Origin of the sequence: Mycolicibacterium neoaurum ATCC 25795 (assembly GCF_000691525.1) — a bacterium.
In the GTDB taxonomy this organism is placed as follows: Bacteria; Actinomycetota; Actinomycetes; order Mycobacteriales; family Mycobacteriaceae; genus Mycobacterium; species Mycobacterium neoaurum.
This window is the reverse complement of sequence record NZ_JMDW01000010.1, coordinates 192,252-215,108: the sequence shown is the minus strand read 5'-3', so window position 1 is coordinate 215,108 and position 22,857 is coordinate 192,252. Positions and strand designations below refer to the sequence as shown.

Annotated in this window: 22 protein-coding genes; 18 read left to right on the top strand and 4 right to left on the bottom strand. The window is 66.4% G+C overall.

Features of this window, described 5'->3' with window-relative positions; translation table 11 throughout:
* Positions 1-20 precede the first annotated feature (20 nt).
* Together arc and IC40_RS0114920 are read left to right on the top strand one after the other, a co-directional pair.
* Positions 21-1,832: a proteasome ATPase gene (arc, locus tag IC40_RS0114925; RefSeq protein ID WP_030135510.1), complete on the top strand. Its 1,812-nt coding sequence runs from the start codon at positions 21-23 to the stop codon at positions 1,830-1,832.
* A 21-nt stretch (positions 1,833-1,853) separates the two neighbouring features.
* On the top strand, positions 1,854-2,498 hold the full coding sequence (locus IC40_RS0114920; RefSeq protein WP_030135509.1) for a hypothetical protein: 645 nt from the start codon (positions 1,854-1,856) through the stop codon (positions 2,496-2,498).
* Here the strand turns inward: IC40_RS0114920 and IC40_RS0114915 are convergent.
* Positions 2,450-3,355, bottom strand: coding sequence for a LysR family transcriptional regulator (locus IC40_RS0114915; protein WP_030135508.1), 906 nt, complete (start codon positions 3,353-3,355; stop codon positions 2,450-2,452). The genes IC40_RS0114920 and IC40_RS0114915 overlap by 49 nt on opposite strands.
* Positions 3,356-3,427: 72 nt before the next feature.
* Here IC40_RS0114915 and IC40_RS0114910 point away from each other — a divergent pair, with 72 nt between their 5' ends.
* A complete protein-coding gene (locus IC40_RS0114910) occupies positions 3,428-4,366 on the top strand; it encodes a DMT family transporter (RefSeq protein ID WP_030135507.1) in 939 nt (312 codons plus the stop codon).
* On the opposite strand, the gene IC40_RS0114905 is transcribed toward IC40_RS0114910, so the two are convergent.
* Positions 4,332-4,622 carry a DUF732 domain-containing protein gene (locus IC40_RS0114905; protein ID WP_030135506.1) on the bottom strand — a complete coding sequence of 97 codons (291 nt, stop codon included), beginning with the start codon at positions 4,620-4,622 and terminating at the stop codon, positions 4,332-4,334. The genes IC40_RS0114910 and IC40_RS0114905 overlap by 35 nt on opposite strands.
* 120 nt (positions 4,623-4,742) lie before the next feature.
* Positions 4,743-5,918, bottom strand: coding sequence for a hypothetical protein (locus tag IC40_RS0114900; protein WP_030135505.1), 1,176 nt, complete (start codon positions 5,916-5,918; stop codon positions 4,743-4,745).
* A 42-nt stretch (positions 5,919-5,960) separates the two neighbouring features.
* Between IC40_RS0114900 and IC40_RS0114895 the strand changes: the two genes are divergently transcribed.
* The gene (locus IC40_RS0114895) at positions 5,961-7,364 is read left to right on the top strand and encodes a HAMP domain-containing sensor histidine kinase (protein WP_030135504.1); all 1,404 of its coding nucleotides are present in this window, start codon (positions 5,961-5,963) and stop codon (positions 7,362-7,364) included.
* Here IC40_RS0114895 and IC40_RS0114890 read toward each other — a convergent pair.
* Complete coding sequence (locus IC40_RS0114890) at positions 7,337-8,014, bottom strand: response regulator transcription factor (protein WP_023985775.1); 678 nt, start codon at positions 8,012-8,014, stop codon at positions 7,337-7,339. The two genes, IC40_RS0114895 and IC40_RS0114890, sit on opposite strands and share 28 nt — an antisense overlap.
* A 547-nt stretch (positions 8,015-8,561) precedes the next feature.
* Between IC40_RS0114890 and ectA the strand changes: the two genes are divergently transcribed.
* The 14 genes from ectA to IC40_RS0114815 all read left to right on the top strand — a co-directional run bounded on the left by ectA (position 8,562) and on the right by IC40_RS0114815 (position 22,836).
* Entirely contained in the window at positions 8,562-9,077 is a 516-nt protein-coding gene (gene ectA, locus IC40_RS0114880) for a diaminobutyrate acetyltransferase (protein WP_234411623.1), read from the top strand.
* A gap of 58 nt (positions 9,078-9,135) precedes the next feature.
* The gene (gene ectB, locus IC40_RS0114875; RefSeq protein ID WP_030135502.1) at positions 9,136-10,449 is read left to right on the top strand and encodes a diaminobutyrate--2-oxoglutarate transaminase; all 1,314 of its coding nucleotides are present in this window, start codon (positions 9,136-9,138) and stop codon (positions 10,447-10,449) included.
* Between the two features lie 36 nt (positions 10,450-10,485).
* A complete protein-coding gene (locus IC40_RS0114870) occupies positions 10,486-10,896 on the top strand; it encodes an ectoine synthase (protein ID WP_030135501.1) in 411 nt (136 codons plus the stop codon).
* The gene (gene thpD, locus IC40_RS0114865; RefSeq protein WP_030135500.1) at positions 10,893-11,801 is read left to right on the top strand and encodes an ectoine hydroxylase; all 909 of its coding nucleotides are present in this window, start codon (positions 10,893-10,895) and stop codon (positions 11,799-11,801) included. Before IC40_RS0114870 ends, thpD begins: the two co-directional genes overlap by 4 nt.
* Before the next feature lie 43 nt (positions 11,802-11,844).
* Positions 11,845-13,353 carry a depupylase/deamidase Dop gene (gene dop / locus IC40_RS0114860; RefSeq protein ID WP_030135499.1) on the top strand — a complete coding sequence of 503 codons (1,509 nt, stop codon included), beginning with the start codon at positions 11,845-11,847 and terminating at the stop codon, positions 13,351-13,353.
* A gap of 84 nt (positions 13,354-13,437) precedes the next feature.
* Complete coding sequence (locus IC40_RS0114855; RefSeq protein ID WP_030135498.1) at positions 13,438-13,632, top strand: ubiquitin-like protein Pup; 195 nt, start codon at positions 13,438-13,440, stop codon at positions 13,630-13,632.
* Entirely contained in the window at positions 13,629-14,477 is an 849-nt protein-coding gene (gene prcB, locus IC40_RS0114850) for a proteasome subunit beta (RefSeq protein WP_030135497.1), read from the top strand. Before IC40_RS0114855 ends, prcB begins: the two co-directional genes overlap by 4 nt.
* A complete protein-coding gene (gene prcA, locus IC40_RS0114845) occupies positions 14,477-15,310 on the top strand; it encodes a proteasome subunit alpha (protein WP_081843447.1) in 834 nt (277 codons plus the stop codon). The genes prcB and prcA overlap by 1 nt, the downstream gene beginning before the upstream one ends.
* A gap of 104 nt (positions 15,311-15,414) precedes the next feature.
* Entirely contained in the window at positions 15,415-16,773 is a 1,359-nt protein-coding gene (pafA, locus tag IC40_RS0114840; protein ID WP_030135495.1) for a Pup--protein ligase, read from the top strand.
* A gap of 51 nt (positions 16,774-16,824) precedes the next feature.
* A complete protein-coding gene (locus IC40_RS0114835) occupies positions 16,825-17,829 on the top strand; it encodes a helix-turn-helix transcriptional regulator (RefSeq protein WP_030135494.1) in 1,005 nt (334 codons plus the stop codon).
* Positions 17,826-18,776 (top strand): helix-turn-helix transcriptional regulator, encoded by a 951-nt coding sequence (locus tag IC40_RS0114830; protein WP_030135493.1) that lies wholly within the window; start codon positions 17,826-17,828, stop codon positions 18,774-18,776. Before IC40_RS0114835 ends, IC40_RS0114830 begins: the two co-directional genes overlap by 4 nt.
* 30 nt (positions 18,777-18,806) lie before the next feature.
* Positions 18,807-19,061: a Sec-independent protein translocase subunit TatA gene (gene tatA / locus IC40_RS0114825; protein ID WP_030135492.1), complete on the top strand. Its 255-nt coding sequence runs from the start codon at positions 18,807-18,809 to the stop codon at positions 19,059-19,061.
* An 84-nt stretch (positions 19,062-19,145) separates the two neighbouring features.
* Entirely contained in the window at positions 19,146-20,102 is a 957-nt protein-coding gene (tatC, locus tag IC40_RS0114820) for a twin-arginine translocase subunit TatC (protein WP_030135491.1), read from the top strand.
* The gene (locus IC40_RS0114815) at positions 20,086-22,836 is read left to right on the top strand and encodes a DEAD/DEAH box helicase (RefSeq protein WP_030135490.1); all 2,751 of its coding nucleotides are present in this window, start codon (positions 20,086-20,088) and stop codon (positions 22,834-22,836) included. The genes tatC and IC40_RS0114815 overlap by 17 nt, the downstream gene beginning before the upstream one ends.
* Positions 22,837-22,857: the final 21 nt, after the last annotated feature.

Here is a 22,857-nt window from a genome sequence, read left to right as displayed (position 1 = left end):
GGTGCGGGAGGGAGCGCAACATGACTGATTCCGAGCGTTCGGGCTTGTCCGCCGAGGATGCCGCCGAACTGGAGAGGTTGCGCCGCGAAGCTGCGGCACTTCGTGAACAACTCGAGCAGACGGTGGGAGCGGGTAGCGGTCTTCGCAGCGCACGCGACATCCAGCAGCTCGAGGCGCGCATCGATTCGTTGGCTGCGCGCAACGCGAAGCTGATGGACACCCTCAAGGAAGCCCGTCAGCAGCTGCTCGCGCTGCGCGAGGAGGTTGATCGCCTCGGTCAGCCGCCCAGCGGGTACGGGGTGTTGTTGGCCACACACGAGGACGAGACCGTCGATGTCTTCACCTCCGGCCGCAAGATGCGGCTGACACTGTCGCCCAATATCGAGGTCGCCGCCCTGAAACAGGGCCAGACGGTTCGCTTGAACGAGGCGTTGACGGTCGTGGAGGCCGGCACCTTCGAGGCGGTCGGCGAGATCAGCACGCTGCGCGAGATCCTCGATGACGGTCACCGCGCCCTCGTGGTCGGCCACGCCGACGAGGAGCGCATCGTGTGGCTCGCCGAACCGTTGATCGCCGCGGAGTTCCTGCCCGAGGGCGTCGAGGTCGACGAGACCGACCTCGACGACGGGCAGCCGCGCAAGCTGCGCCCCGGTGACTCGCTACTGGTGGACACCAAGGCCGGCTACGCCTTCGAGCGCATCCCCAAGGCGGAGGTGGAGGATCTGGTCCTGGAGGAGGTGCCCGATGTCAGCTACGGCGATATCGGCGGGCTGACCCGTCAGATCGAGCAGATCCGCGATGCCGTCGAGCTACCGTTCCTGCACAAGGACCTCTACCGCGAGTACGCGCTGCGGCCGCCGAAGGGCGTCCTGCTCTACGGCCCGCCAGGATGCGGTAAGACGCTGATCGCCAAGGCCGTCGCGAATTCACTGGCCAAGAAGATGGCCGAGTTGCGCGGCGAGGAGTCCCGCGAGGCCAAGAGCTACTTCCTCAACATCAAGGGCCCGGAGCTGCTCAACAAGTTCGTCGGTGAGACCGAGCGGCACATCCGGTTGATCTTCCAGCGGGCACGTGAGAAGGCCTCCGAGGGCACCCCGGTGATCGTGTTCTTCGATGAGATGGACTCGATCTTCCGAACCCGTGGCACCGGTGTGAGTTCGGACGTGGAGACCACGGTCGTGCCCCAGCTGCTCTCGGAGATCGACGGTGTCGAGGGTCTGGAGAACGTCATCGTGATCGGCGCCTCCAACCGTGAGGACATGATCGATCCGGCGATTCTGCGGCCCGGCCGCCTGGACGTGAAGATCAAGATCGAGCGCCCCGATGCCGAAGCGGCACAGGACATCTTCAGCAAGTACCTCACCGAGGATCTGCCGGTCAACGCTGATGACCTCGACGAGTTCGGCGGCGACCGCGCGCTCACCATCAAGTCGATGATCGAGAAGGTCGTCGACCGGATGTACGCCGAGATCGACGACAACCGATTCCTGGAGGTCACCTACGCCAACGGTGACAAAGAAGTCATGTACTTCAAGGACTTCAACTCCGGCGCCATGATCCAGAACGTCGTGGACCGGGCCAAGAAGTACGCGATCAAGTCGGTGCTGGAGACCGGATCGAAGGGTCTTCGCATCCAGCACCTGCTCGACTCCATCGTGGACGAGTTCGCCGAGAACGAGGATCTGCCCAACACCACGAATCCGGACGACTGGGCCAGGATCTCGGGGAAGAAGGGCGAGCGGATCGTCTACATCCGCACGCTCGTCACGGGCAAGAGCTCGTCGGCCAGCCGCGCCATCGATACCGAGTCGAATCTGGGCCAGTACCTGTAGATCGCGGCTTAGGATCCTCCGGTGCAGTCAACCGGTGCCGACGTCTTCGGCAAGCGCTACGGCGAGGTCTTGTTGGTGGAGGCTGCCGAGAGCGGTCTGCAGGCGACGGTCTACAACACCTTCGGGCTCAACGACTGTCCGGCGCAGCTGTGGGACGCCCTGGACGCCACGGCGATCGCGGCCGAGCATGGTGTGCTCGCGGCGCATCTGAACGGTCCGAGGTACTGGCTGATGAGCCGTATCGAGAAGGCGCCCGGTGCGGCCATGCCCCGTGCCACGTTCGGTGGCCTGGCCATGCTGCGCCAGGCGACGGTCAGACTGTCGGCGATGAACCCATCGCCCTACGGCGAGAATCGGGTTGATCGGCGGGCGGTCTTCGTGTTCGACGCCGGACGTCGCGTGTATGAACTCAGCGATCCCGCCGGTCGCCGATGGATCATGCAGACCTACAGCCAGACCGTCGACAAGGACCTGGAGATGTCCGATCTCAGCGGTCTGGCGGTGCGGTTGTCCCTACCCGAGGGCTGGGGTTTCCACTCCTATGTCCCCGATGCGCCGGTCGTCGTCGACACCACGGGCGCCGAGGCGATCGTCACCCAGGACGATCTTGCCAACACCTACTCGCTGGTCGACGCAGCGACCTCTGATGCGATCGCGCGTAGCTGAGCCAGCACCAGCGCGATCGCCGGCCGCGACTCGGCGCCGGCGCGGGTGATGGCCTCGATCCGCCTGGCCAGTCGCATGTCGCCGATCGGCACGCGGACCAGATCGCGGGCCAACGTGACGTAGCGAGGTAACAGGGCGATGCCGATCCGGGCCGCGACGAGTTCTTCAGCGACGCGGAAGTCGTTCACCCGCTGGATGATTCGCGGGCTGGATCCGGTCAGGGTGGCCATCGTCTTGAATGCATCGTCGACCATCAGTCCGCCCGCCACACCGACCCAGTCCTGGCCCGCGAGTTCGGAGAGCTCGATACGGGGCCGCGTTGCCAGCGGATGGGTCGGCCACATCAGCACATCGAGCGGTTCGCGCAGGAGCATCGTCGAGTTGAATCGCGGTCCCCACGAGCTCGTATCGCGATCGTCACGATGCACGACCACGACGTCGAACTCCGTGAGCTGCTGTGGTGCATGGGCCGCCGGAACGTCGATATCGCGGCCCAGCACCTCGACACCGCGCGCGCCGGCGTGGCCGATCAACGGCGCCAACAACATCGCCGCACCGGACGGGAAGAGCGAGACCGTCACCTGTCCGCGTGGTGTGCTGCGGTAGCTGTCCATATCGGCGTGCGCCCGCTCCAGCGCTGCCAGCACCTGATCGGCGTGGCCGACCAGTACCCGACCGGCATCGGTGAGCCGGACGCGGCGGCCGGCAGGCTCGAGCAGGGTGACGCCTGCTTCGCGCTGCAACGTCTTCAACTGCTGAGAGACCGCCGACGGCGTCATCGACAACACGTCGGCGACCGCAGCGACCGTGCCGTGGTCGGCGAGCTCGCGCAGCATCCGCAACCTTTGCACATCCATGTAGGAATGCTACTTCTTACATTTAGAATGTGTAGCTGGACTGCACACTCATCGGGCGGCCAGGCTGTCCCCGTGACCCGATACCGCGTCGACCTCGCACTCCTGGCCGTGGCGGCAGTGTGGGGTTCGAGTTACCTCGCCATCAAGGAATCCGCCGCCCCGGCCGGGGTGTTCGGCTTCCTGGCGGTGCGCTTCACCCTCGCCGCGCTGGTGCTGGCCGTGCTGATGGCGCGGCGACTGCGGCGTATCACGCGCACCGAACTCGTCTCGGGCTCGCTCTTCGGGGTGATCCTTGCCGTCATCTGCATCACCGAGACCTACGGTGTGACGCAGACATCGGCGTCCAACGCCGGACTCATCATGGCGCTCACCGTGGTGGTCACCCCGCTGCTGGCGCGCGGCGGAACCCCCGCGTTGTTCTACCTACCCGCGGCGATCGTGGTGCTGGGCTGTGCGCTACTCACCCAGTCCGGTGGCTTCGCCGCGCCCGGCGCCGGGGACGCCTTGATCGCCCTGGCCGCGGTGGTGCGCGCACTTCACATCACCGTGATGGCGCGACGTCCGGGCATCGTCGATCCGGCGGCGGTGACCCTGATCCAGCTGTGCACCGTATCGGTGCTGACCGCGGCACCGGCGGTGCTGCTCGGTCAGTCCGGTGCGGTGCTGGACATGTCGCTGCGCCAGTGGGCCCTGACCGCGTATCTCGCCATCGCCTGCACGGTGTTCGCGTTCGGGCTGCAGGTCTGGGCGGTACGCCGGAGCACGCCGGCCCGGGTGGCACTGATGCTCGGCACCGAGCCCGTATGGGCGGTCATGATCGCGGTCGGTATCGCGGGGGAGTCGCTCACCCCGATCGGATTGCTCGGCGCGGCAATGGTTCTCGTGGGCACCCAATGGGGGCGCGCGGTGGAGACCCGACCCGCCGCACGCGCGCCTGCGCCGCCACCTGCGAGCGTTGGCGCGCGTGCGCCGACGCTCAGCAGAGGTGGACGATGGCGGTCTTGTAGATGAAGTTGGCGTCTTCGTGGTTGACGTTCTCGTTGGTGTTCTCGTAGATCGCATCGAGTGTGACCTGCATGGGCACCCCGTTGGCCAGGTCCTTGCAGACCGAGTACCCGAGATCCAGGGCGACATCCTGGGAGGTGTCCCCGTATCCGTAGTCGGTCAGGGCGGTGAAATAGCCTGCCTCGTCGGCGTAGGCAGGCGCAGCGAATGCGAGCCCGGCTGCGAACAAACCAGCGACGGCGGGCAGCACGAATTTGGCCATGATGATCTTCCCTTCATCCCGTGTTGCGCAGTGATCGACACTCACAGGACGGTCGCCGGTGATGCGCAGCGTAGGGATTCTATGTCCGAGTCTGGCAATCTGCAGTGCAAACTCGGAGACTCAGCTGGCAGACTCCATCTCCAGGTAAGCGTCACGGCCGGCGAGGCTGACGGCAACGTCGGCGACCAGTGGATCGAAGAAGCGCTCGCGGTAGAGCGGATCGACACTCGTGCTCACCGTGAAGTACAAACCCGAGAGCACCGCGACGAACAGCGAGGTGTGCACCACCGTCTGCGGAATCGGAATGTGAATTCCGAACCAGGTTCCCGCGCAGGGCGGTTCGCCGACCGCGCAGGTCTGTTCGCTTGCCCACAGCACCGTCACCTCATAGGGGACGGCGATGATGCCCAACGCAAGGAAGAAGGCGAACAGGCCCGCAGTGAACAGCACCACCTGGATCGCCTGTGACACCACCATCACGGCCACCACGTTGACCTGTTCGGCGCGCGACAGTGGCGTGCGGGTGGGCTGGTGGCCGGCCGGCGGGGCCAGTGGGGTTCCGGCGAGCAGACTTGCCGGATCGGTCTGCCCGGCCCGATCCTCGCGGAGTGCCTTGACCTCGTCGCGGATCGTCGTGACCATGAACAACAGCGCGATCAGAGCCAGGAAACCGATTGTCTCCCAGAGTCGTTGCCGTGTCATGCGGGCTGCCAGCTGCCACAGCTCACCGGTGAAGTAGACCACCACGGTCAGCATCAGCAGCGGCAGCGCGCGGCTCATCAGGTTGCCGAGCGCACCGAGCTGGACCCAGGCGAAGCGAAAGGCCCATGACGCGATCGACCCGAACCCGAGGTAGGTCAGCCAGATCGCGATGAGGGAGATCAACAGGAACAGCGGCACTTCGGCGGCCGCCGCAGCGGTCGCGCCGTTGACCGTCACGGGCATGACGATGACGAAGATCGCCATCACCAACCAGGCGCCCGACCGGCGCACCATCTCACCGAGCGCGGTATCGCGACGGTGCAGCACATACAGGGCGAAGGGTGCGGCCAGCAGAACGACGGCGATGACGCCCAACCGCAGCGCATACCCGTAGTTCGGGTCCGCTCCGGTGATCTCGGCAAGCAGCATGGTCGCCGCCGTCAACGCCCCCACGGAGCTGATCATCGGGGCGGAGCGTTCGATCAGGGCACGCGACCGCACCCGGCGGGTGAGCACCAGCGGCAAGCCCCGGTGCAGGAACCACTCGTGCACCTGCTCGTCGCGTGTTTGTGGGCTGGACTCCGACACCGCCATATTGTGCGGTATCGGCGGCCGGTTGTTTGGCACAGTGGACGCATGAGACCCGTGCTGACCCGCCCCGGCGAATGGGGGATCTCGGCACGGTCGGCCTTCGTCGCGGCGAGCGTGGTGCTCGGCGCGCTGGCTGTCACCGCGGTCGTGGTGTCCTGGGTGCTCTACCAATCGATGCTCACCGGCGTCGACAATGCCGCGGCCGCACGCGTGGCCCGGGTGGCCGCAGCGGTCGCCACCGGTGGTCCGGCCGCACTGGATGCCGAACTGCTGTCGACGGACACCAGGATCCTGTCCGTCCAGGTGATCGACGGCCAGTCCACCGTGGTGCGTCGCTCGCCGGGCGCACCGGATACCCCGCTGATCCCCATCGACCAGATCGGCGCCGGGCCGTTGATCGGTATGCCAGAACATGATTCGGCCGTCGGTCAGATTCGGTTCAGTGCCCAGTCGGTCGTCGGGCCGGATGGGGATCGGTACACCGTCGTGGTCGGCGAGGGCAGCCGTGTGGTCATCTCCACGGTTGCCACCGTGGTCGGTGCGCTCGCGGTGGCGGCACCGGTGGTGATCGGAGTCTCCGCCGCGGCAACATATCTGCTGGTGCGCCGGTCGATGCGATCGGTCGACGATATCCGGTCCAGGGTCGCCGAGATCACCACATCCGATCTCACCGGTCGGGTGCCGGTGCCCGAGGGGCGTGACGAGATCGCAGCGCTCGCGCTGACGATGAACGAGATGCTCGCGCGGGTGGAGGCAGGTCACGCCGCCCAGCAGCGCTTCGTCGGCGATGCCTCCCACGAGTTACGCAGTCCGCTGGCCACCATCATCTCCGCTCTCGAAGTCGCCCAGGCCCATCCGGAACTGCTCAATGCCGAGCTTGCCGAGCACACTCTGATGCCGGAGGCGCAGCGCATGCGCTCGCTGATCGACGACCTGCTGCTGTTGGCCCGCGCCGATGAGCGGGGGTGGAATCTGCGTCGCGATGATGTCGATCTCGACGACCTGGCCTCCGACGCGGTGCGTCGGATGCGTCGGGAGATCGACGGATCGTCCGACGCGGGAGCGCGTATCGAGGTGCGGTCCGCCATCGAGCCCGTGCGGGTCAGTGGCGATCCGGCCGCGCTGGCCAGGGTGTTGCGCAATCTCCTCGACAACGCCGCGCGTCATGCGGTCTCGTCGGTCGAGGTCGAACTGCGCACCACCGGTGACACCGCGGTGCTCAGCATCGGCGATGACGGGCCGGGGATCCCGCCTGCGGATCGGCAACGGGTGTTCGATCGTTTCGTGCGGCTGGACGAGGGCCGCTCACGAGATGCCGGCGGCACCGGCCTCGGGCTCGCCATCGTCGCCGAGATCGTCGCGGCGCACCGCGGCCGGGTGAGCATCGAGGACCGTCCCGGTGGCGGTACCCGCGCAGTGGTTCAGTTGTCGTCGGCGGTCAATCGGTAGCCGACACCGCGGATCGTCTCGATGGTGCTGGTACCGAACGGAATGTCGATTTTGCGTCGGACGTAACCGATGTACACCTCGACGACATTGTCCGGACCGTCGTAGTGCGCGTCCCAGACGTTGTGCAGGATGTCGGCTTTGGTGACCGCGACGTTCTTGTTGCGCATCAGGTACTCCAACAGGCCGAACTCGCGTGGGGTGAGCGAGAGCGCCTTGTCGCCACGCTGCACGGTGCGCCGACCCGGGTCGACCGAGAGCGTCCCCGCGGTGAGGACAGGTGGCTGGTGCGGAGCGGCGCGCCGGACCAGGGCCTTCAACCGGGCGACCAGCACGATGAACGAGAACGGTTTGGTCAGGTAGTCGTCGGCGCCGAGGTCGAAGGCATCGGTTTGGTCGTACTCACCGTCTTTGGCGGTGAGCATCAGCACCGGGGTCCACACCGATTTCGCGCGCATCCGGCGCAGCACCTCGTAACCGTTGAGGCCGGGCAGCATGATGTCGAGCACCACGACGTCGAAATCGTTCTCGGTGGCCTGCCACAGACCGTCCACACCATTGGCGGCTTCGACGACGACGAATCCCTCGGCCCGCAGACCGATGGCCAGGGTGGAACTCAGCCGAGGTTCGTCCTCGACGATCAGCACTCTCATAGGCCTCTATGTCTACCGGCTTCGTGGGCGGCCCGGGACGTGCGGGGCGAACCGGTCGGGGCCGAGGTCGGCGCGTCACTCGTGTGCCGGCCCCCACACCCCGCTGTCAACGATGAGCATGACGGTGTGGCCACGCGTGGCGCGCCGACGGCCTCACGCGTCAATCGACGCCTCGACCAGCAATTATCTGCGTACGGCTGGTGTCGACGATAGCTGTCGGTAGTGGTATCGGCGGCCGAATCGAACACACCACCGGCTGCCGGTATCGACGCACGTGAGCGGGGTCACACCGTCGAAATCAAGGTCACGATTGGGTAACGACGACGGGCGTCGGGCGGCGCTGGGGATTGTCAGGCTTTCCGCAGGTTGGCAGGGCGTCCGTCGGCGTACCGCGGCGACGGTGGTGCTTGATCCGGCCGGGCAATGCCGATTACGGTCGGGTTACCGAAGATACGAAACTCCGCGATGATCGATAACTGCTCGGTGGTGACTCTTACTGAACACGAACGGCTCGACCAAATCCCAAGTCCGGCAATCCAAGAGCGATCTGACCCAGGCGCCCGTGCTGCGCCGGCCACGCGCTGGCGATGCCATCGCCATCCGACGCCTCGTCGCCGAAACCGATGTGCTGGACCTCAATTCGACATACGCCTATCTCCTGCTCGCCACCGACTTCGCCGACACGTCGGTCGTCGCCGAGATCGACGGTCGCGTGACGGGAGTCATCACCGGTTACCCGCCGCCGAATCGACGCGGGGTGTTGTTCGTCTGGCAGGTTGCCGTCGCGTCGGCGGCGCAAGGTGGCGGGATCGCTGCAGCGATGCTCGACCATCTGGTGCACCGCGTCGCACAAGACGGTGGTGGCCGGCCGCTGACGGTGGAAGCCACGGTCGCCCCGGACAACGCGCCGTCGCGGGCGTTCTTCGCGGCATTTGCCCGACGTCACGGGGTGCCGATGTCGGAGCAACCGCATTTCACCGCGGCGCAACTCGACCCCGATCTGACGCATGCGGACGAGCCGCTGCTGCGCATCGGACCCGTCGCCACCTCCGCACCAATCTGATTACGCACTGTAACCCGCAGTGCGTCAAACCATCTCGTCGAAGATGGACCGATATCCAATGGAGGATAGTTCCTTGCTGCTCGAACCAACCCTGCTCCACGACGCCTCATCGCTGAGCGAGGCCGACCTTCCCGCGGTGTACGCGTCGGTGGAGTCCGAGGTCCGCAGCTACTGTCGGGCCTGGCCGACGACCCTGGCAACGGCCCGTGACTCCTGGGTCACCGATACCGAGGGGCGCACCTTCCTCGACATGTTCGCCGGTGCGGGTGCGCTGAATTACGGCCACAACAATCCGATCCTCAAAAGCGCTCTGCTGGAATACCTTGCCGCGGACGGGATCGTGCACTCGCTGGATATCGCGACGACCGCCAAGCAGCGGTTCCTGGAGGCCTTCGATCGGTTCATCCTCACTCCGCGTGGGCTGGACTACAAGGTGCAATTTCCCGGTCCCACCGGTGCGAACTCGGTCGAGGCGGCCCTGAAGCTGGCCAGAAAGGTCACCGGCCGCGAGTCGATCATCAGCTTCACCAACGCTTTTCACGGGATGACCCTCGGCGCTCTCTCGGTCACCGGTAACTCGATGAAGCGGGCCGGGGCCGGCATCCCGCTGGTTCATGCCACCCCGATGCCGTACGACAACTATTTCGGTGGCATCACCGAGGACTTCGGCTGGTTCGAGCGGGTGCTCGACGATTCCGGTAGCGGTCTGAACCGTCCCGCCGCCGTCATCGTCGAGACCGTCCAGGGCGAGGGCGGACTCAATGTGGCACGTGCGGAATGGCTACGGGCACTGGCCGACCTGTGTCGGGACCGCGACATCCTGCTGATCGTCGACGATGTACAGATGGGGTGCGGCCGCACCGGGGGATTCTTCTCCTTCGAGGCCGCAGGCATCGTGCCCGATATCGTCACGCTGTCGAAATCCATCAGTGGTTACGGACTACCCATGGCGCTGACCCTGTTGCGTCGGGATCTCGACGTGTGGACGCCCGGTGAGCACAACGGCACGTTCCGTGGCCACAACCCGGCCTTCGTCACGGCCGCCAAGGCACTCGAAACGTATTGGTCGGATCTCGAATTCGCCACCGAGACTGCCGATAAGGGTGCGCTGATGCGCGAGGGCCTTGAGCGTATCGCGGCGGGTCACGACGGCGTGTCGGCCCGCGGCCGCGGGATGGCGCAAGGGCTGCGCTTCGAAGAGGCCGAGGCGGCCGGACGGGTCTGTCGGGCGGCCTTCGACCGCGGTGCCCTGATCGAGACCAGCGGGCCATCCGATGAGGTCGTCAAACTTCTTCCGCCGCTGACCACATCGCGCAGTGACCTGGAGTCCGGCCTACAGATCCTGGCTGAATCGGTCACCACCGCCATCTGAAAATGCCTACCGCACAAGCAATGAGGAGTTGATTTCATGATCGTGCGCACCACCGCCGAGATCACCGGAACCGAACGCGATGTCGCAGCGGGCGCCTGGCGATCCAAGCGGATCATCCTGGCCGGCGACGGCGTAGGATTTTCCTTCCACGAGACCGTCATCGAATCGGATTCGGTCAGCGAGTTCCATTATCAGCATCACGTCGAGGCGGTCTGGGTGATCGAGGGCCGAGGCACCCTGACCAACCTGGAGACCGGAGAGGACCATCACCTGGTACCCGGAACCATGTATCTGCTCGACGGGCACGAACGGCATCGCGTCACCTGTGTCGAGCAGTTGCGGATGCTGTGCGTGTTCAATCCGCCGGTGACCGGGACCGAGGTTCACGACGAGACCGGTGCCTACCCGGCACCACAGCAGCTGGACCGGCAGGTGTTGAAGGCATGAGTACTGCCGTCCTGCCCACCCTGCGCGACCCTTATCCGAGCCGGCTGGACCATGCCATCTCGCCGATAGCGCGCCAGGAACCCACCGTGTGGTGTGACCGGAGGTCGAACTCGGGACCACTGGGCCCGGACGATCTCGATCGCTTCGATGAGCGGGGTTACCTGATTCGCCACGGAACCATCGGCACCGAGACGGTGGCACCGTTCGGCACCGAGATCGATCGGCTGGCCGCCGAGCTCGCACCCGATGACCGGCGGGTGATCCGAGAACCGGGCGGCGCGATTCGGTCCATTTTCGCGCCCCATCTGCTGAGCTCGCTGATCGCCGATGTGGTCCGCTCGGACGCCGTCCTACCGGTGGCTCGGCAGCTGCTCGGTGGTGAGGTCTACATACATCAGGCCCGGATCAACCTGATGCCAGGGTTCACCGGGTCAGGCTTCTACTGGCATTCCGATTTCGAGACCTGGCATGCCGAGGACGGGATGCCACGGATGCGCGCGGTGTCCTGCTCGATCGCACTGACACCCAACTACCCCTACAACGGCTCGCTGATGGTGATCCCGGGGTCGCATCACACCTTCTATCCATGCGTGGGCCCCACTCCTGCCAACCATCATGAGAAATCGTTGGTGGCCCAGCAATTCGGTGTTCCCGACCAAGACACCCTGACCAAGGCCGTCGACGCCCACGGTATCGACCAGTTCACCGGCGCAGCCGGTAGCGCGCTGTGGTTCGACTGCAATCTGCTGCACGGTTCGGGCTCCAACATCACCCCGCTGCCGAGGTCGAATGTCTTCCTGGTGTTCAACTCGGTCGAGAACCGGCTCGGGCAGCCGTATGCCGCCGAGCAGAGCAGGCCCGAGCACCTGGCCGCCCGCACCGCGACCGCTCCCATCCGCCGGTAGACGCGCCGACGTCGCGACCGGGCCCGTCGCCTAGGCTTTGCTCATGCAACGGATTATCGGGACCGAGGTCGAATACGGCATCTCCTCGCCGTCTGATCCCACGGCGAATCCGATCCTGACCTCGACCCAAGCGGTGTTGGCGTACGCCGCGGCGGCCGGATTGCAGCGGGCCAAGCGCACGCGGTGGGACTACGAGGTCGAATCGCCGCTCCGCGATGTCCGCGGTTTCGACCTGTCCCGCGGAACAGGTCCCGCGCCCATCGTCGACGCCGACGAGGTCGGGGCGGCCAACATGATCCTGACCAACGGCGCCCGGCTCTATGTCGATCACGCCCACCCGGAGTACTCCGCGCCCGAGGTGACCGATCCGATGGACGCCGTCATCTGGGACAAGGCCGGCGAACGGGTGATGGAAGCGGCGGCCCGGCACGTGGCCAGTGTGCCCGGGGCGGCGAAACTGCAGCTCTACAAGAACAACGTGGACGGCAAGGGCGCGTCCTACGGCACCCACGAGAACTATCTGATGTCCCGGCAGACGCCGTTCTCTTCGGTCATCGCCGGATTCACCCCGTTCTTGGTCTCGCGTCAGGTGGTCACCGGTTCCGGCCGGGTCGGGATCGGGCCCTCCGGTGACGAACCGGGATTCCAGCTCTCCCAGCGCGCCGACTACATCGAGGTCGAGGTCGGCCTTGAGACCACCCTCAAGCGCGGCATCATCAACACCCGCGACGAGCCGCACGCCGACGCGGACAAGTACCGGCGGCTACACGTCATCATCGGCGATGCCAACCTCGCCGAGACCTCGACCTATCTCAAGGTGGGGACCAGTTCGCTGGTGCTCGACCTCATCGAGGAAGGGCCCGCGCACGGTATCGACCTGTCCGACCTCGCGTTGGCCCGGCCGGTACACGCGGTGCATGTCATCAGTCGTGATCCCGCACTGCGGGCGACCGTCGCACTTGCCGATGGGCGCGAGCTGACAGCGCTTGCGCTGCAACGCATCTACCTGGATCGGGTGGCAAAACTGGTCGACGCCCGCGAGCCCGACCCGCGGGCCAGCCATGTCGTCGAGACCTGGGCACATGTCCTGGACCTGCTGGAGCGCGATCCGATGGAATGCGCCGAGATCCTGGACTGGCCGGCCAAGCTGCGGCTGCTGGAGGGCTTCCGCAATCGCGAGAACCTGACATGGTCCGCACCGCGACTGCACCTGGTGGATCTGCAGTATTCGGATGTGCGGCTGGACAAGGGCCTGTACAACCGGCTGGTCGCCCGCGGCTCGATGCAGCGACTGGTCAGCGAGCAGCAGGTGCTCGATGCGGTGGACAACCCGCCGACCGATACCAGGGCGTACTTCCGGGGCGAATGTCTACGCCGGTTCGGTGCCGATATCGCGGCGGCCAGCTGGGACTCGGTGATCTTCGATCTCGGTGGGGATTCGCTGGTGCGCATCCCGACCCTGGAACCGCTGCGTGGCAGCAAGGCGCATGTCGGCGCGCTGCTGGATTCGGTGGACAGCGCAGCCGAACTGGTCGAGCAGCTCACGACGTGACGTCCGGTAACACCGGCTAACCCGAGTATTACCGGCGTCGACCGGTAATGTGAAAGAACCGGACAGAGCAATCAGGAGGCAGCGATGGCTCAGGAGCAGACCAAGCGTGGCGGTGGCGGCGGTGAGGACGATGACGTCACCGGCGCATCCGCGGCCGGGCAGGAGCGTCGCGAGAAGCTGGCCGAGGACACCGACGATCTGCTCGACGAGATCGACGATGTTCTCGAGGAGAATGCCGAGGATTTCGTGCGTGCCTATGTCCAAAAGGGCGGCCAGTGACGGCGTGGTCGAATAAGCCGGTCCCTACCAGTCTCGATATCACCAACACGCATCTGAACCTGTCGTCGTTCTCGGATTTCCTGAGCCGGCAGGCCCCGCAGCTGCTCCCCGGTGGACGCGACGTGTCCGCCGGACCGGGAACGGAACTGCCGCACGGCACGACGATCGTCGCGCTCAAATATCCCGGCGGGGTGTTGATCGCCGGTGATCGGCGGGCCACCCAGGGCCACATGATCGCCAGCCGCGATGTCCAAAAGGTGCATATCGCCGATGATTACGCGGCCACCGGGATCGCCGGTACGGCGGCCATCGCGGTCGAGTTCGCCCGGCTCTATGCCGTCGAACTGGAGCATTACGAGAAGGTCGAAGGTGTCCCGCTGACCTTCCGCGGCAAGGTGAACCGCCTGGCGACCATGGTGCGCGGCAACCTGGGTGCCGCGCTGCAGGGTTTCGTGGCGCTGCCGCTGCTGGTTGCCTTCGACATTGACGATCCCGACGCCCGCAATGCCGGGCGCATCGTCTCCTTCGATGCCGCCGGCGGCTGGAATATCGAGGAGGAGGGCTTCCAGTCGGTGGGCTCGGGTTCGCTGTTCGCGAAGTCCTCGATCAAGAAGCTGTACCCGCAGGTCAGCGATGCCGATTCGGCGTTGATGGCCGCCATCGAGGCGCTCTACGACGCCGCCGACGACGATTCGGCCACCGGTGGCCCGGATCTGGTGCGCGGTATCTACCCGACCGCGGTGCTGATCGGCGCCGAAGGAGCTGAGGAAGTGACCGAGGCCCGGATCGCCGATCTGGCCCGACAGGTCATCGAGAAGAGGACACGCGCGGGCGGTAACGGCTGATGAGTTTTCCCTATTTCATCTCGCCCGAACAGGCGATGCGTGAGCGCTCCGAGCTTGCGCGCAAAGGTATTTCACGCGGACGCAGCGTCGTGGTGCTGACCTATGACAGCGGCGTGCTTTTCGTCGCGGAGAACCCGTCGCGCTCACTGCAGAAGGTCAGCGAACTTTACGATCGGGTCGGTTTCGCCGCGGTCGGCCGGTTCAACGAATTCGACAAGTTGCGGGTGGCGGGCATCCAGTTCGCCGATACCCGCGGCTACGCCTACGACCGGCGCGATGTGACCGGCAGGCAGCTGGCCAACGTCTACGCCCAGGCGCTGGGGACCATCTTCACCGAGCAGGCCAAACCCTTCGAGGTGGAGCTGTGCGTGGCCGAGGTGGCGCATCACGGTGAGACGAAAGCTCCTGAGCTGTACCGCATCACCTACGACGGATCGATTGCCGACGAACCGCATTTCGTGGTCATGGGCGGCACCACCGAGCCGATCGCCACGGCGCTGGGGGAGTCATACACCGAGAACGCCAGCCTCGCCGATGCCGTCACGATCGCGGTGAACGCGCTGCGCGCCGGTGGCAACGGCTCAGAACCACGGGTGTTGGAGCCGTCGACCATGGAGGTCGCCATCCTGGACGCCAACCGGCCCCGCCGGGCGTTCCGGCGGATCACCGGTGCGGCCCTGGAGGCGCTGGTGCCCGGCACCGGCGAGCGCGGCGACGGGGAAACCAGCACCGGCGAGCGCGGCGACGGGGAAACCAGCACCGGCGAGCGCAGCGACGGGAAAATCAGCACCGGCGAGCGCACCGACGGGGACCCCGAACAGCCCCTGGGCTAGCCGGCAACCGGTTGGTCTCCTCGCGGGTCGGCACGCACACCGAAAACGAACCGCTGGCCTGCCTTGCCCACCGATACCCGGACCCACCCCGTAAGCTCGATCGTGTGCAGCGACGGATCATGGGAATCGAGACAGAATTCGGCGTGACCTGCACCTTTCATGGTCACCGCCGGCTCAGCCCTGACGAGGTGGCACGCTATCTGTTCCGGCGGGTGGTGTCCTGGGGCCGCAGTTCCAACGTCTTTCTCCGCAACGGAGCCCGGCTGTACCTCGATGTCGGGTCGCATCCGGAGTACGCCACCGCCGAGTGTGACAACCTCGCCCAGCTGGTCACCCACGACCGGGCCGGGGAACGGGTGCTCGAGGACCTGCTCATCGACGCCGAGCAGCGCCTGGCCGACGAGGGTATCGGCGGCGACATCTACCTGTTCAAGAACAACACCGACTCGGCAGGAAACTCCTACGGCTGCCACGAGAACTATCTGATCGTGCGCGCCGGCGAGTTTTCGCGCATCTCCGATGTGCTCTTGCCGTTCCTGGTGACCCGGCAGTTGATCTGCGGTGCAGGCAAGGTGCTGCAGACCCCGAAGTCGGCCACCTTCTGCCTGTCCCAGCGCGCCGAGCACATCTGGGAGGGCGTGTCGAGTGCGACAACCCGTTCCCGGCCGATCATCAACACCCGCGACGAGCCGCATGCCGACGCCGAGAAGTACCGCAGGCTGCATGTCATCGTCGGCGATTCCAACATGAGCGAGTCGACCACCATGTTGAAGGTCGGTACCGCGTCATTGGTGCTGGAGATGATCGAGGCGGGGGTGGCATTCCGCGACTTCTCGCTGGACAACCCGATCCGCGCCATCCGCGAGGTCAGCCACGATCTGACCGGGCGCCGCCCGGTGCGGCTCGCCGGTGGTAGGCAGGCCAGCGCCTTGGACATCCAGCGTGAGTACTACGGCCGGGCGGTGGAGTACCTGCAGACCCGTGAGCCCAACACCCAGATCGAGCAGGTGGTCGATCTGTGGGGCCGACAGCTCGATGCGGTCGAGAGCCAGGACTTCGCCAAGGTCGACACCGAGATCGATTGGGTGATCAAGCGCAAACTGTTCCAGCGCTACCAGGATCGCTACAGCATGGAGCTTTCCGATCCGAAGATCGCGCAGCTGGATCTGGCGTATCACGACATCAAGCGTGGACGCGGTGTGTTCGACCTGCTGCAGCGCAAGGGGCTGGCGGCACGGATCACCACCGACGAGGACATCGACGCCGCGGTCAACACCCCGCCGCAGACCACCCGAGCCAAGCTCCGTGGCGAATTCATCAGCGCCGCACAGGAAGCGGGCCGCGACTTCACCGTCGACTGGGTGCACCTCAAACTCAACGATCAGGCGCAGCGCACGGTGCTGTGCAAGGACCCGTTCCGGTCTGTCGACGAACGGGTCAAGCGGCTCATCGCCAGCATGTGATGGGCACGTCGCGCGCGGTCGCGGCGGGCGGTACCCCCTAAGCTGCTTCAGGTGGCGACGTCCAAGGTCGAGAGACTGATGAACCTGGTGATCGCGCTGCTGTCCACCAGCTCGTATCTGACGGCGGAGAAGATCCGCAAGAACGTGGCCGGATACTCCGAGAGCCCGTCGGACGAGGCGTTCTCGCGGATGTTCGAGCGGGACAAGAACGAACTGCGTGATCTGGGCATCCCGCTGGAGACCGGCAAGGTGTCGTCCTTCGATGCCACCGAGGGTTACCGGATCAACCGACAGGCTTACGCGTTGCCGCCGGTCGAGCTGACGGCGGAGGAATCGGCCGCGGTGGCCGTCGCGACGCAGCTGTGGCAGTCACCGGAGCTGGTCACGGCGACCCAGAGCGCGCTGCTGAAGCTGCGGGCGGCCGGTGTCGAGGTCGATTCCGAGGATGTCGGGGTGGCGATCAGCTCGACGGCGACGCTGCCCGGTCTACGTGGTTCGGAGGAGGCGCTCGGCGTGCTGCTCTCGGCGACGAACTCGGGCCGGGTGGTGCAGTTCGAGCATCGGCAGAGTCGCAACGATCCCTACCGGACGCGCACGCTGGAGCCCTGGGGTGTGGTGACCCATCGTGGACGCTGGTACGTCGTCGGTCACGACCGGGACCGCGCCGATACCCGAACGTTCCGGTTGTCGCGCATCGGACCCGGCGCCAAGGCCGTCGGGCCGGCGGGTGCGGTCACTGTCCCCGACGGGGTGAACCTGCGCGAGATCGTGGCACGCGCGGTGGCCGATGTCCCCACCGGTGAGCGGGCCCGGGTGTGGATCGCCGACGGCCGGGCCACGGCGCTGCGCAGGCAGGCGACCGCCGCGCGCCCGATGACCTGGCGAGGACGGCAAGGTGAGGAGATCACGGTCGATATCGGGATGTTCGACCGCCTCGGCCGTGAGATCGCCGGTTACGGCACCGATGCCGTAGCGCTCGATCCACCCTCGCTGCGCGATGATGTGCTTGCCCGGTTGCGCGCCCACGCGGGTGCGCCGAGCGGGGAGGCGGTATGACAACCCAGGTCTCCACCCGGCTGGTCCGGCTGCTGAACATGGTCCCGTACTTCAAGGCCAACCCGCGGGTCACCCGGGATGAGGCGGCGGCCGCGCTGGGCGTCACCCGCAAACAACTCGATGCCGATCTCGAGCAGCTCTGGTTGTGCGGGCTACCCGGCTACGGCCCCGGCGATCTGATCGACTTCGACTTCACCGGGGACACCATCGAGGTGACCTTCGCCGCCGGTGTCGACCACCCGTTGCGGCTGACCTCCACCGAGGCGACCGGCGTACTGGTTGCCCTGCGCGCGTTGCTGGATGTGCCGGGCATGGTGGATCCGCAGGCGGCCCGCAGCGCCATCGCCAAGATCGAATCGGCGGCCGGCGCAGCAGCCGCGGCGGACACGGTCGACCCCGCCGAACCGGAGAGCGCGTCGGCAACGGCTGTCCGGGAGGCCACCCGCACCGGCCGGGCGCTGGAACTGGAGTACCACTCCGCCTCGCACGACACCGTCTCCAGCCGCACGGTGGATCCGATCCGCGTCGTGCTGATCAGCGATCGCAGTTATCTGGAGGCCTGGTGCCGCAGCGCCGAGGGAGTGCGGCTGTTCCGTTTCGACCGGATCGTCTCGGCGCGGGTTCTCGACGAGCCGTCCAGGCCACCGGCCCCGGCCGTCGCCGCGGGCCCTGATACGGCGTTGTTCGATGCCGATCCGGCGCTGCCATCGGCGACGCTGCTGATCGACAGGTCGGCGGGGTGGATGTTCGACTACTACCCATTGCGCGTACTGACCGAACTTGCCGACGGTGCCTGCGAGGCGGCCATGACATACGCTTCGCAGGAATGGATGGCCCGCTTCGTCTTGGGCTTCGGGTCCGCGGTGCGCGTGCTGCACCCGCCCGAACTCGCCGACCGGGTCCGCCAGACCGCCGCAGCGGCGGTGCTCGCGTACGAAGACGAGTAGACTCGACCACAATCTCTGGAGGTGTTTGAATTGGGCGGTCTTCAACCGTGGCACTGGCTCATCGTGATTGCAGCGTTCATCCTGCTCTTCGGTGCCAAGAAGCTCCCGGACGCGGCGCGCTCGCTGGGTAAGTCGATGCGCATCTTCAAGTCCGAGATCAAGGAGATGCAGGCGGACGGCGACAAGCCGAGCACCCCGCTGCCCGAGAGCACCGGCCCGGCCACCCCGGTCAGCTCGGAGCGGGTCGACACCGCCGAGCAGTCCAGCGACAAACGACCGGCCTAGACAGCTGCAGTACGTCCCACCCGCGGCGCGACGTCGCGATGATGTCGCGGGCGGATCTCGCCTGCACCGACGTTAAGGCTGCCCGTGCCGACCCCCGGAATTTTCTCAAGACTCAACCCGCGCAACGGCCGTATGCCGGGGCGCAGGCGTGCCAACCCCGACGGCACCATGTCGTTGGTCGACCATCTGGCCGAGCTGCGTAATCGGCTGCTGATCGCGGTGGTCGCGGTGCTGCTGACCACCATCCTCGGTTTCATCTGGTACACCCACGGTTTCTTCGGGTTCCACAGCCTCGGCGAATGGTTGCGTGGGCCGTATTGTTCGCTGCCCGAATCGGCGCGGGCGACGATCGCCCCCGACGGGCAGTGCCGGCTGCTGGCGACCGGTCCCTTCGACCAGTTCATGCTGCGGCTGAAGGTGGCCCTGACCGCAGGCATCGTGCTGGCCTGTCCGGTCTGGCTCTATCAGCTCTGGGCGTTCATCACCCCGGGCCTGTACAAGAAGGAACGCCGTTTCGGGATCGCCTTCGTCACCGTCGGCGGTGTGCTGTTCATCGGCGGGGCCGTGCTGGCCTATGTCGTGCTCTCGACCGCGTTGAGTTTCCTGCTCACGGTCGGCAGCGACGTCCAGGTCACGGCATTATCCGGTGAGCAGTACTTCGGATTCCTGATCAACCTGCTGTTGGTGTTCGGCATCAGCTTCGAATTCCCGCTGCTGATCATCATGCTGAACCTGATCGGTGTCCTGACCTATGCGCGGCTGAAGGAATGGCGGCGCGGGCTGATCTTCGCGCTGTTCGTCTTCGCCGCCTTCGCCACCCCCGGTTCGGACCCGTTCTCGATGTTGGCGCTGGCATTGGCCTTGTCCCTGCTGCTCGAATTCGCCATCCAGATCGCCCGGATCCACGACAAGCGCAAGGCCAAGCGGGAAGCGCTGGCCGATGTGCCCGAGGACCAGGCGGCGCCCATCCCGGCTGCCGAGCCGATCGACCGGCCGGCGCCGGTATCCGCGCAGACGCTGATCGATGACGACGCCACCTGAGGCCGGACCGGAGCTGCGGGCGTTCGCCGGGCAGCTCCCGTTTGGTCTCGACGGATTCCAGGTGCGGGGCTGTGCCGCGCTCGAGGCAGGACACGGGGTCCTGGTGTGCGCCCCCACCGGAGCGGGCAAGACGGTGGTCGGTGAGTTCGCCGTGCACCTGGCACTCGCCGCCGGCCGCAAATGCTTCTACACCACCCCGATCAAGGCACTCAGCAATCAGAAACACGCCGATCTGGTGCGTCGCTACGGCCAGGACAAGATCGGTCTGCTGACCGGTGACCAGTCCGTCAACGGTGATGCCCCCGTCGTGGTGATGACCACCGAAGTGTTGCGCAATATGCTCTACGCCAATTCCGATGCGCTGCATGGTCTTTCCCATGTGGTCATGGACGAGGTGCACTTCCTCGCCGACCGGATGCGTGGCGCGGTGTGGGAGGAGGTGATCCTGCACCTGCCGGAGGAGGTGCGGCTGGTCAGCCTGTCGGCGACGGTGAGCAATGCCGAGGAATTCGGTGGCTGGATCCAGACCGTGCGCGGCGACACGACCGTGGTGGTCGACGAACACCGCCCGGTGCCGTTGTCGCAGCACATGATGGTGGGCAAGCGGCTGTTCGACCTCTTCGCCGGCTCCGACCACACGCTGGTCGACCAGGATCTGATCCGGCACATCGCCCACCGGCGCGAAGCCGAGCGACTGACCGATTTCTCCCCGCGCGGCCGCGGTCGCGGCCGTCAGCAAGGCAGGCCGACGTTGAACCGGCCGCCGTCACGGCCCGATGTCATCACCACACTCGATGCCGAAGGTCTGCTGCCGGCCATCACCTTCGTGTTCTCCAGGGCGGGTTGTGATGCCGCGGTCAAGCAGTGCCTTCGCTCACCGCTACGGCTGACCACCGACGAAGACCGCGTCCGGATCGCCGAGGTCATCGACCGCCGCTGCGCCGACCTGCAGGACTCAGACCTGTCGGTGCTCGGCTACTACGAATGGCGTGAGGGTCTGCTGCGCGGGTTGGCCGCACATCACGCGGGCATGCTGCCGGTGTTCCGGCACACCGTGGAGGAGCTGTTCACCGCAGGCCTGACCAAGGCGGTCTTCGCCACCGAGACACTGGCGCTGGGCATCAACATGCCGGCCCGCACCGTGGTGCTCGAACGCCTGGTCAAGTACAACGGTGAGCAGCACGCTCCGCTGACGCCGGGGGAGTACACCCAGCTCACCGGCCGCGCCGGCCGGCGCGGGATAGACGTCGAGGGCCATGCGGTGGTGCTGTGGCATCCCGATGACGTCGCCGCCGACCCGGCCGAGGTGGCGGGGTTGGCCTCGACGCGCACGTTCCCGTTGAAGAGCTCGTTCATCCCGACCTACAACATGACCATCAATCTGGTCGAACAGCTTGGGCCCGACCAGGCGCGCAGCCTGCTGGAACGATCATTTGCCCAGTTCCAGGCGAATCGTTCGGTCGTCGGACTGGTACGCGGCCTGTCGCGCGGGGAGAAGATGCTGACCGACCTGGCCGCCGAGATGGGCGCCCAGCCCGGGAAGAAGACCGAACCGCCGGTGCTGGAATACGCCCGCCTGCGCGTGGCGATCTCGGCGCGTGAGCGTGCCCAGTCCAGGGCCTCACGGATGCAGCGTCGGCGCGCCGCCGATGACGCCCTGACCGCCCTGCGGCGTGGCGACATCATCAACATCACCAATGGGCGTCGCGGTGGGCTGGCCGTCGTGCTGGAACCGGCCCGCGACACCGACGATCCCCGGCCGCTGGTGCTGACCGAGCACCGCTGGGCAGGCCGCATCTCGTCGGCGGACTATTCCGGTGGCTCCGCGCCGCTGGGATCGATGCACCTGCCCAAGCGCGTCGAGCACCGCCAACCCCGGGTGCGCCGCGACCTGGCATCGGCGCTGCTGTCGGCGGCGGCCGGACTCGATGTGCCGAGCCGGCACCGGGCCGGTCGTGGTGAACCCGATGTCGATCCCGAACTGGTGACGCTGCGCGATCAGCTGCGTCGGCACCCCGTGCACAGCGCCGGCGACCGCGAGGCCAAGGTTCGGTTGGCGGAACGCTATCTGCGCATCGAGCGGGACAACGAGCAGATCCGACAGAAGGTCGCGGCCGCCACGAACTCGTTGGCCCGCACCTTCGACAGGATCCTTGTGCTGCTGTGCGAACGCGGTTTCGTCGACCGCACCGGCGACACGCCGAAGGTCACCGAGGACGGTCGGCTGCTGGCGCGGATCTACAGCGAGAGCGACCTTTTGGTGGCCGAATGTCTGCGTCGCGGAGTGTGGGACGGGCTCGGTCCCGCCGAGCTCGCCGGTGTCGTCTCGGCGGTGCAGTTCGAATCCCGTGGCGACGGGTCGGGGCCCCAGGGCATGCACATCCCGACCGCGAACCTGCGCAAGGCGCTGACGGCAACCCGCCGGTTGTCGGCCGATATCCGCAGTGATGAACAGCGCCAACGCATCACAGCGAGCCGCGAGCCCGACGACGGCTTCGTCGCGGCCATCCACCAGTGGGCCACCACCGGCGATCTGGCGTCGGCGCTGGCCGCCTCCGATGTCAACGGAAACGGATCAGTGTTGTCCGCCGGTGATTTCGTGCGGTGGTGCCGTCAGGTGCTCGATCTGCTCGACCAGGTTCGGATCACCGCGCCGGAACCGGCGCTGCGGGCATCGGCGAAACGCGCCATCAACGGCATTCGACGGGGCGTCGTTGCAGTTGATGCAGGGTAGTGTGACGGCGTGGATCCGCGG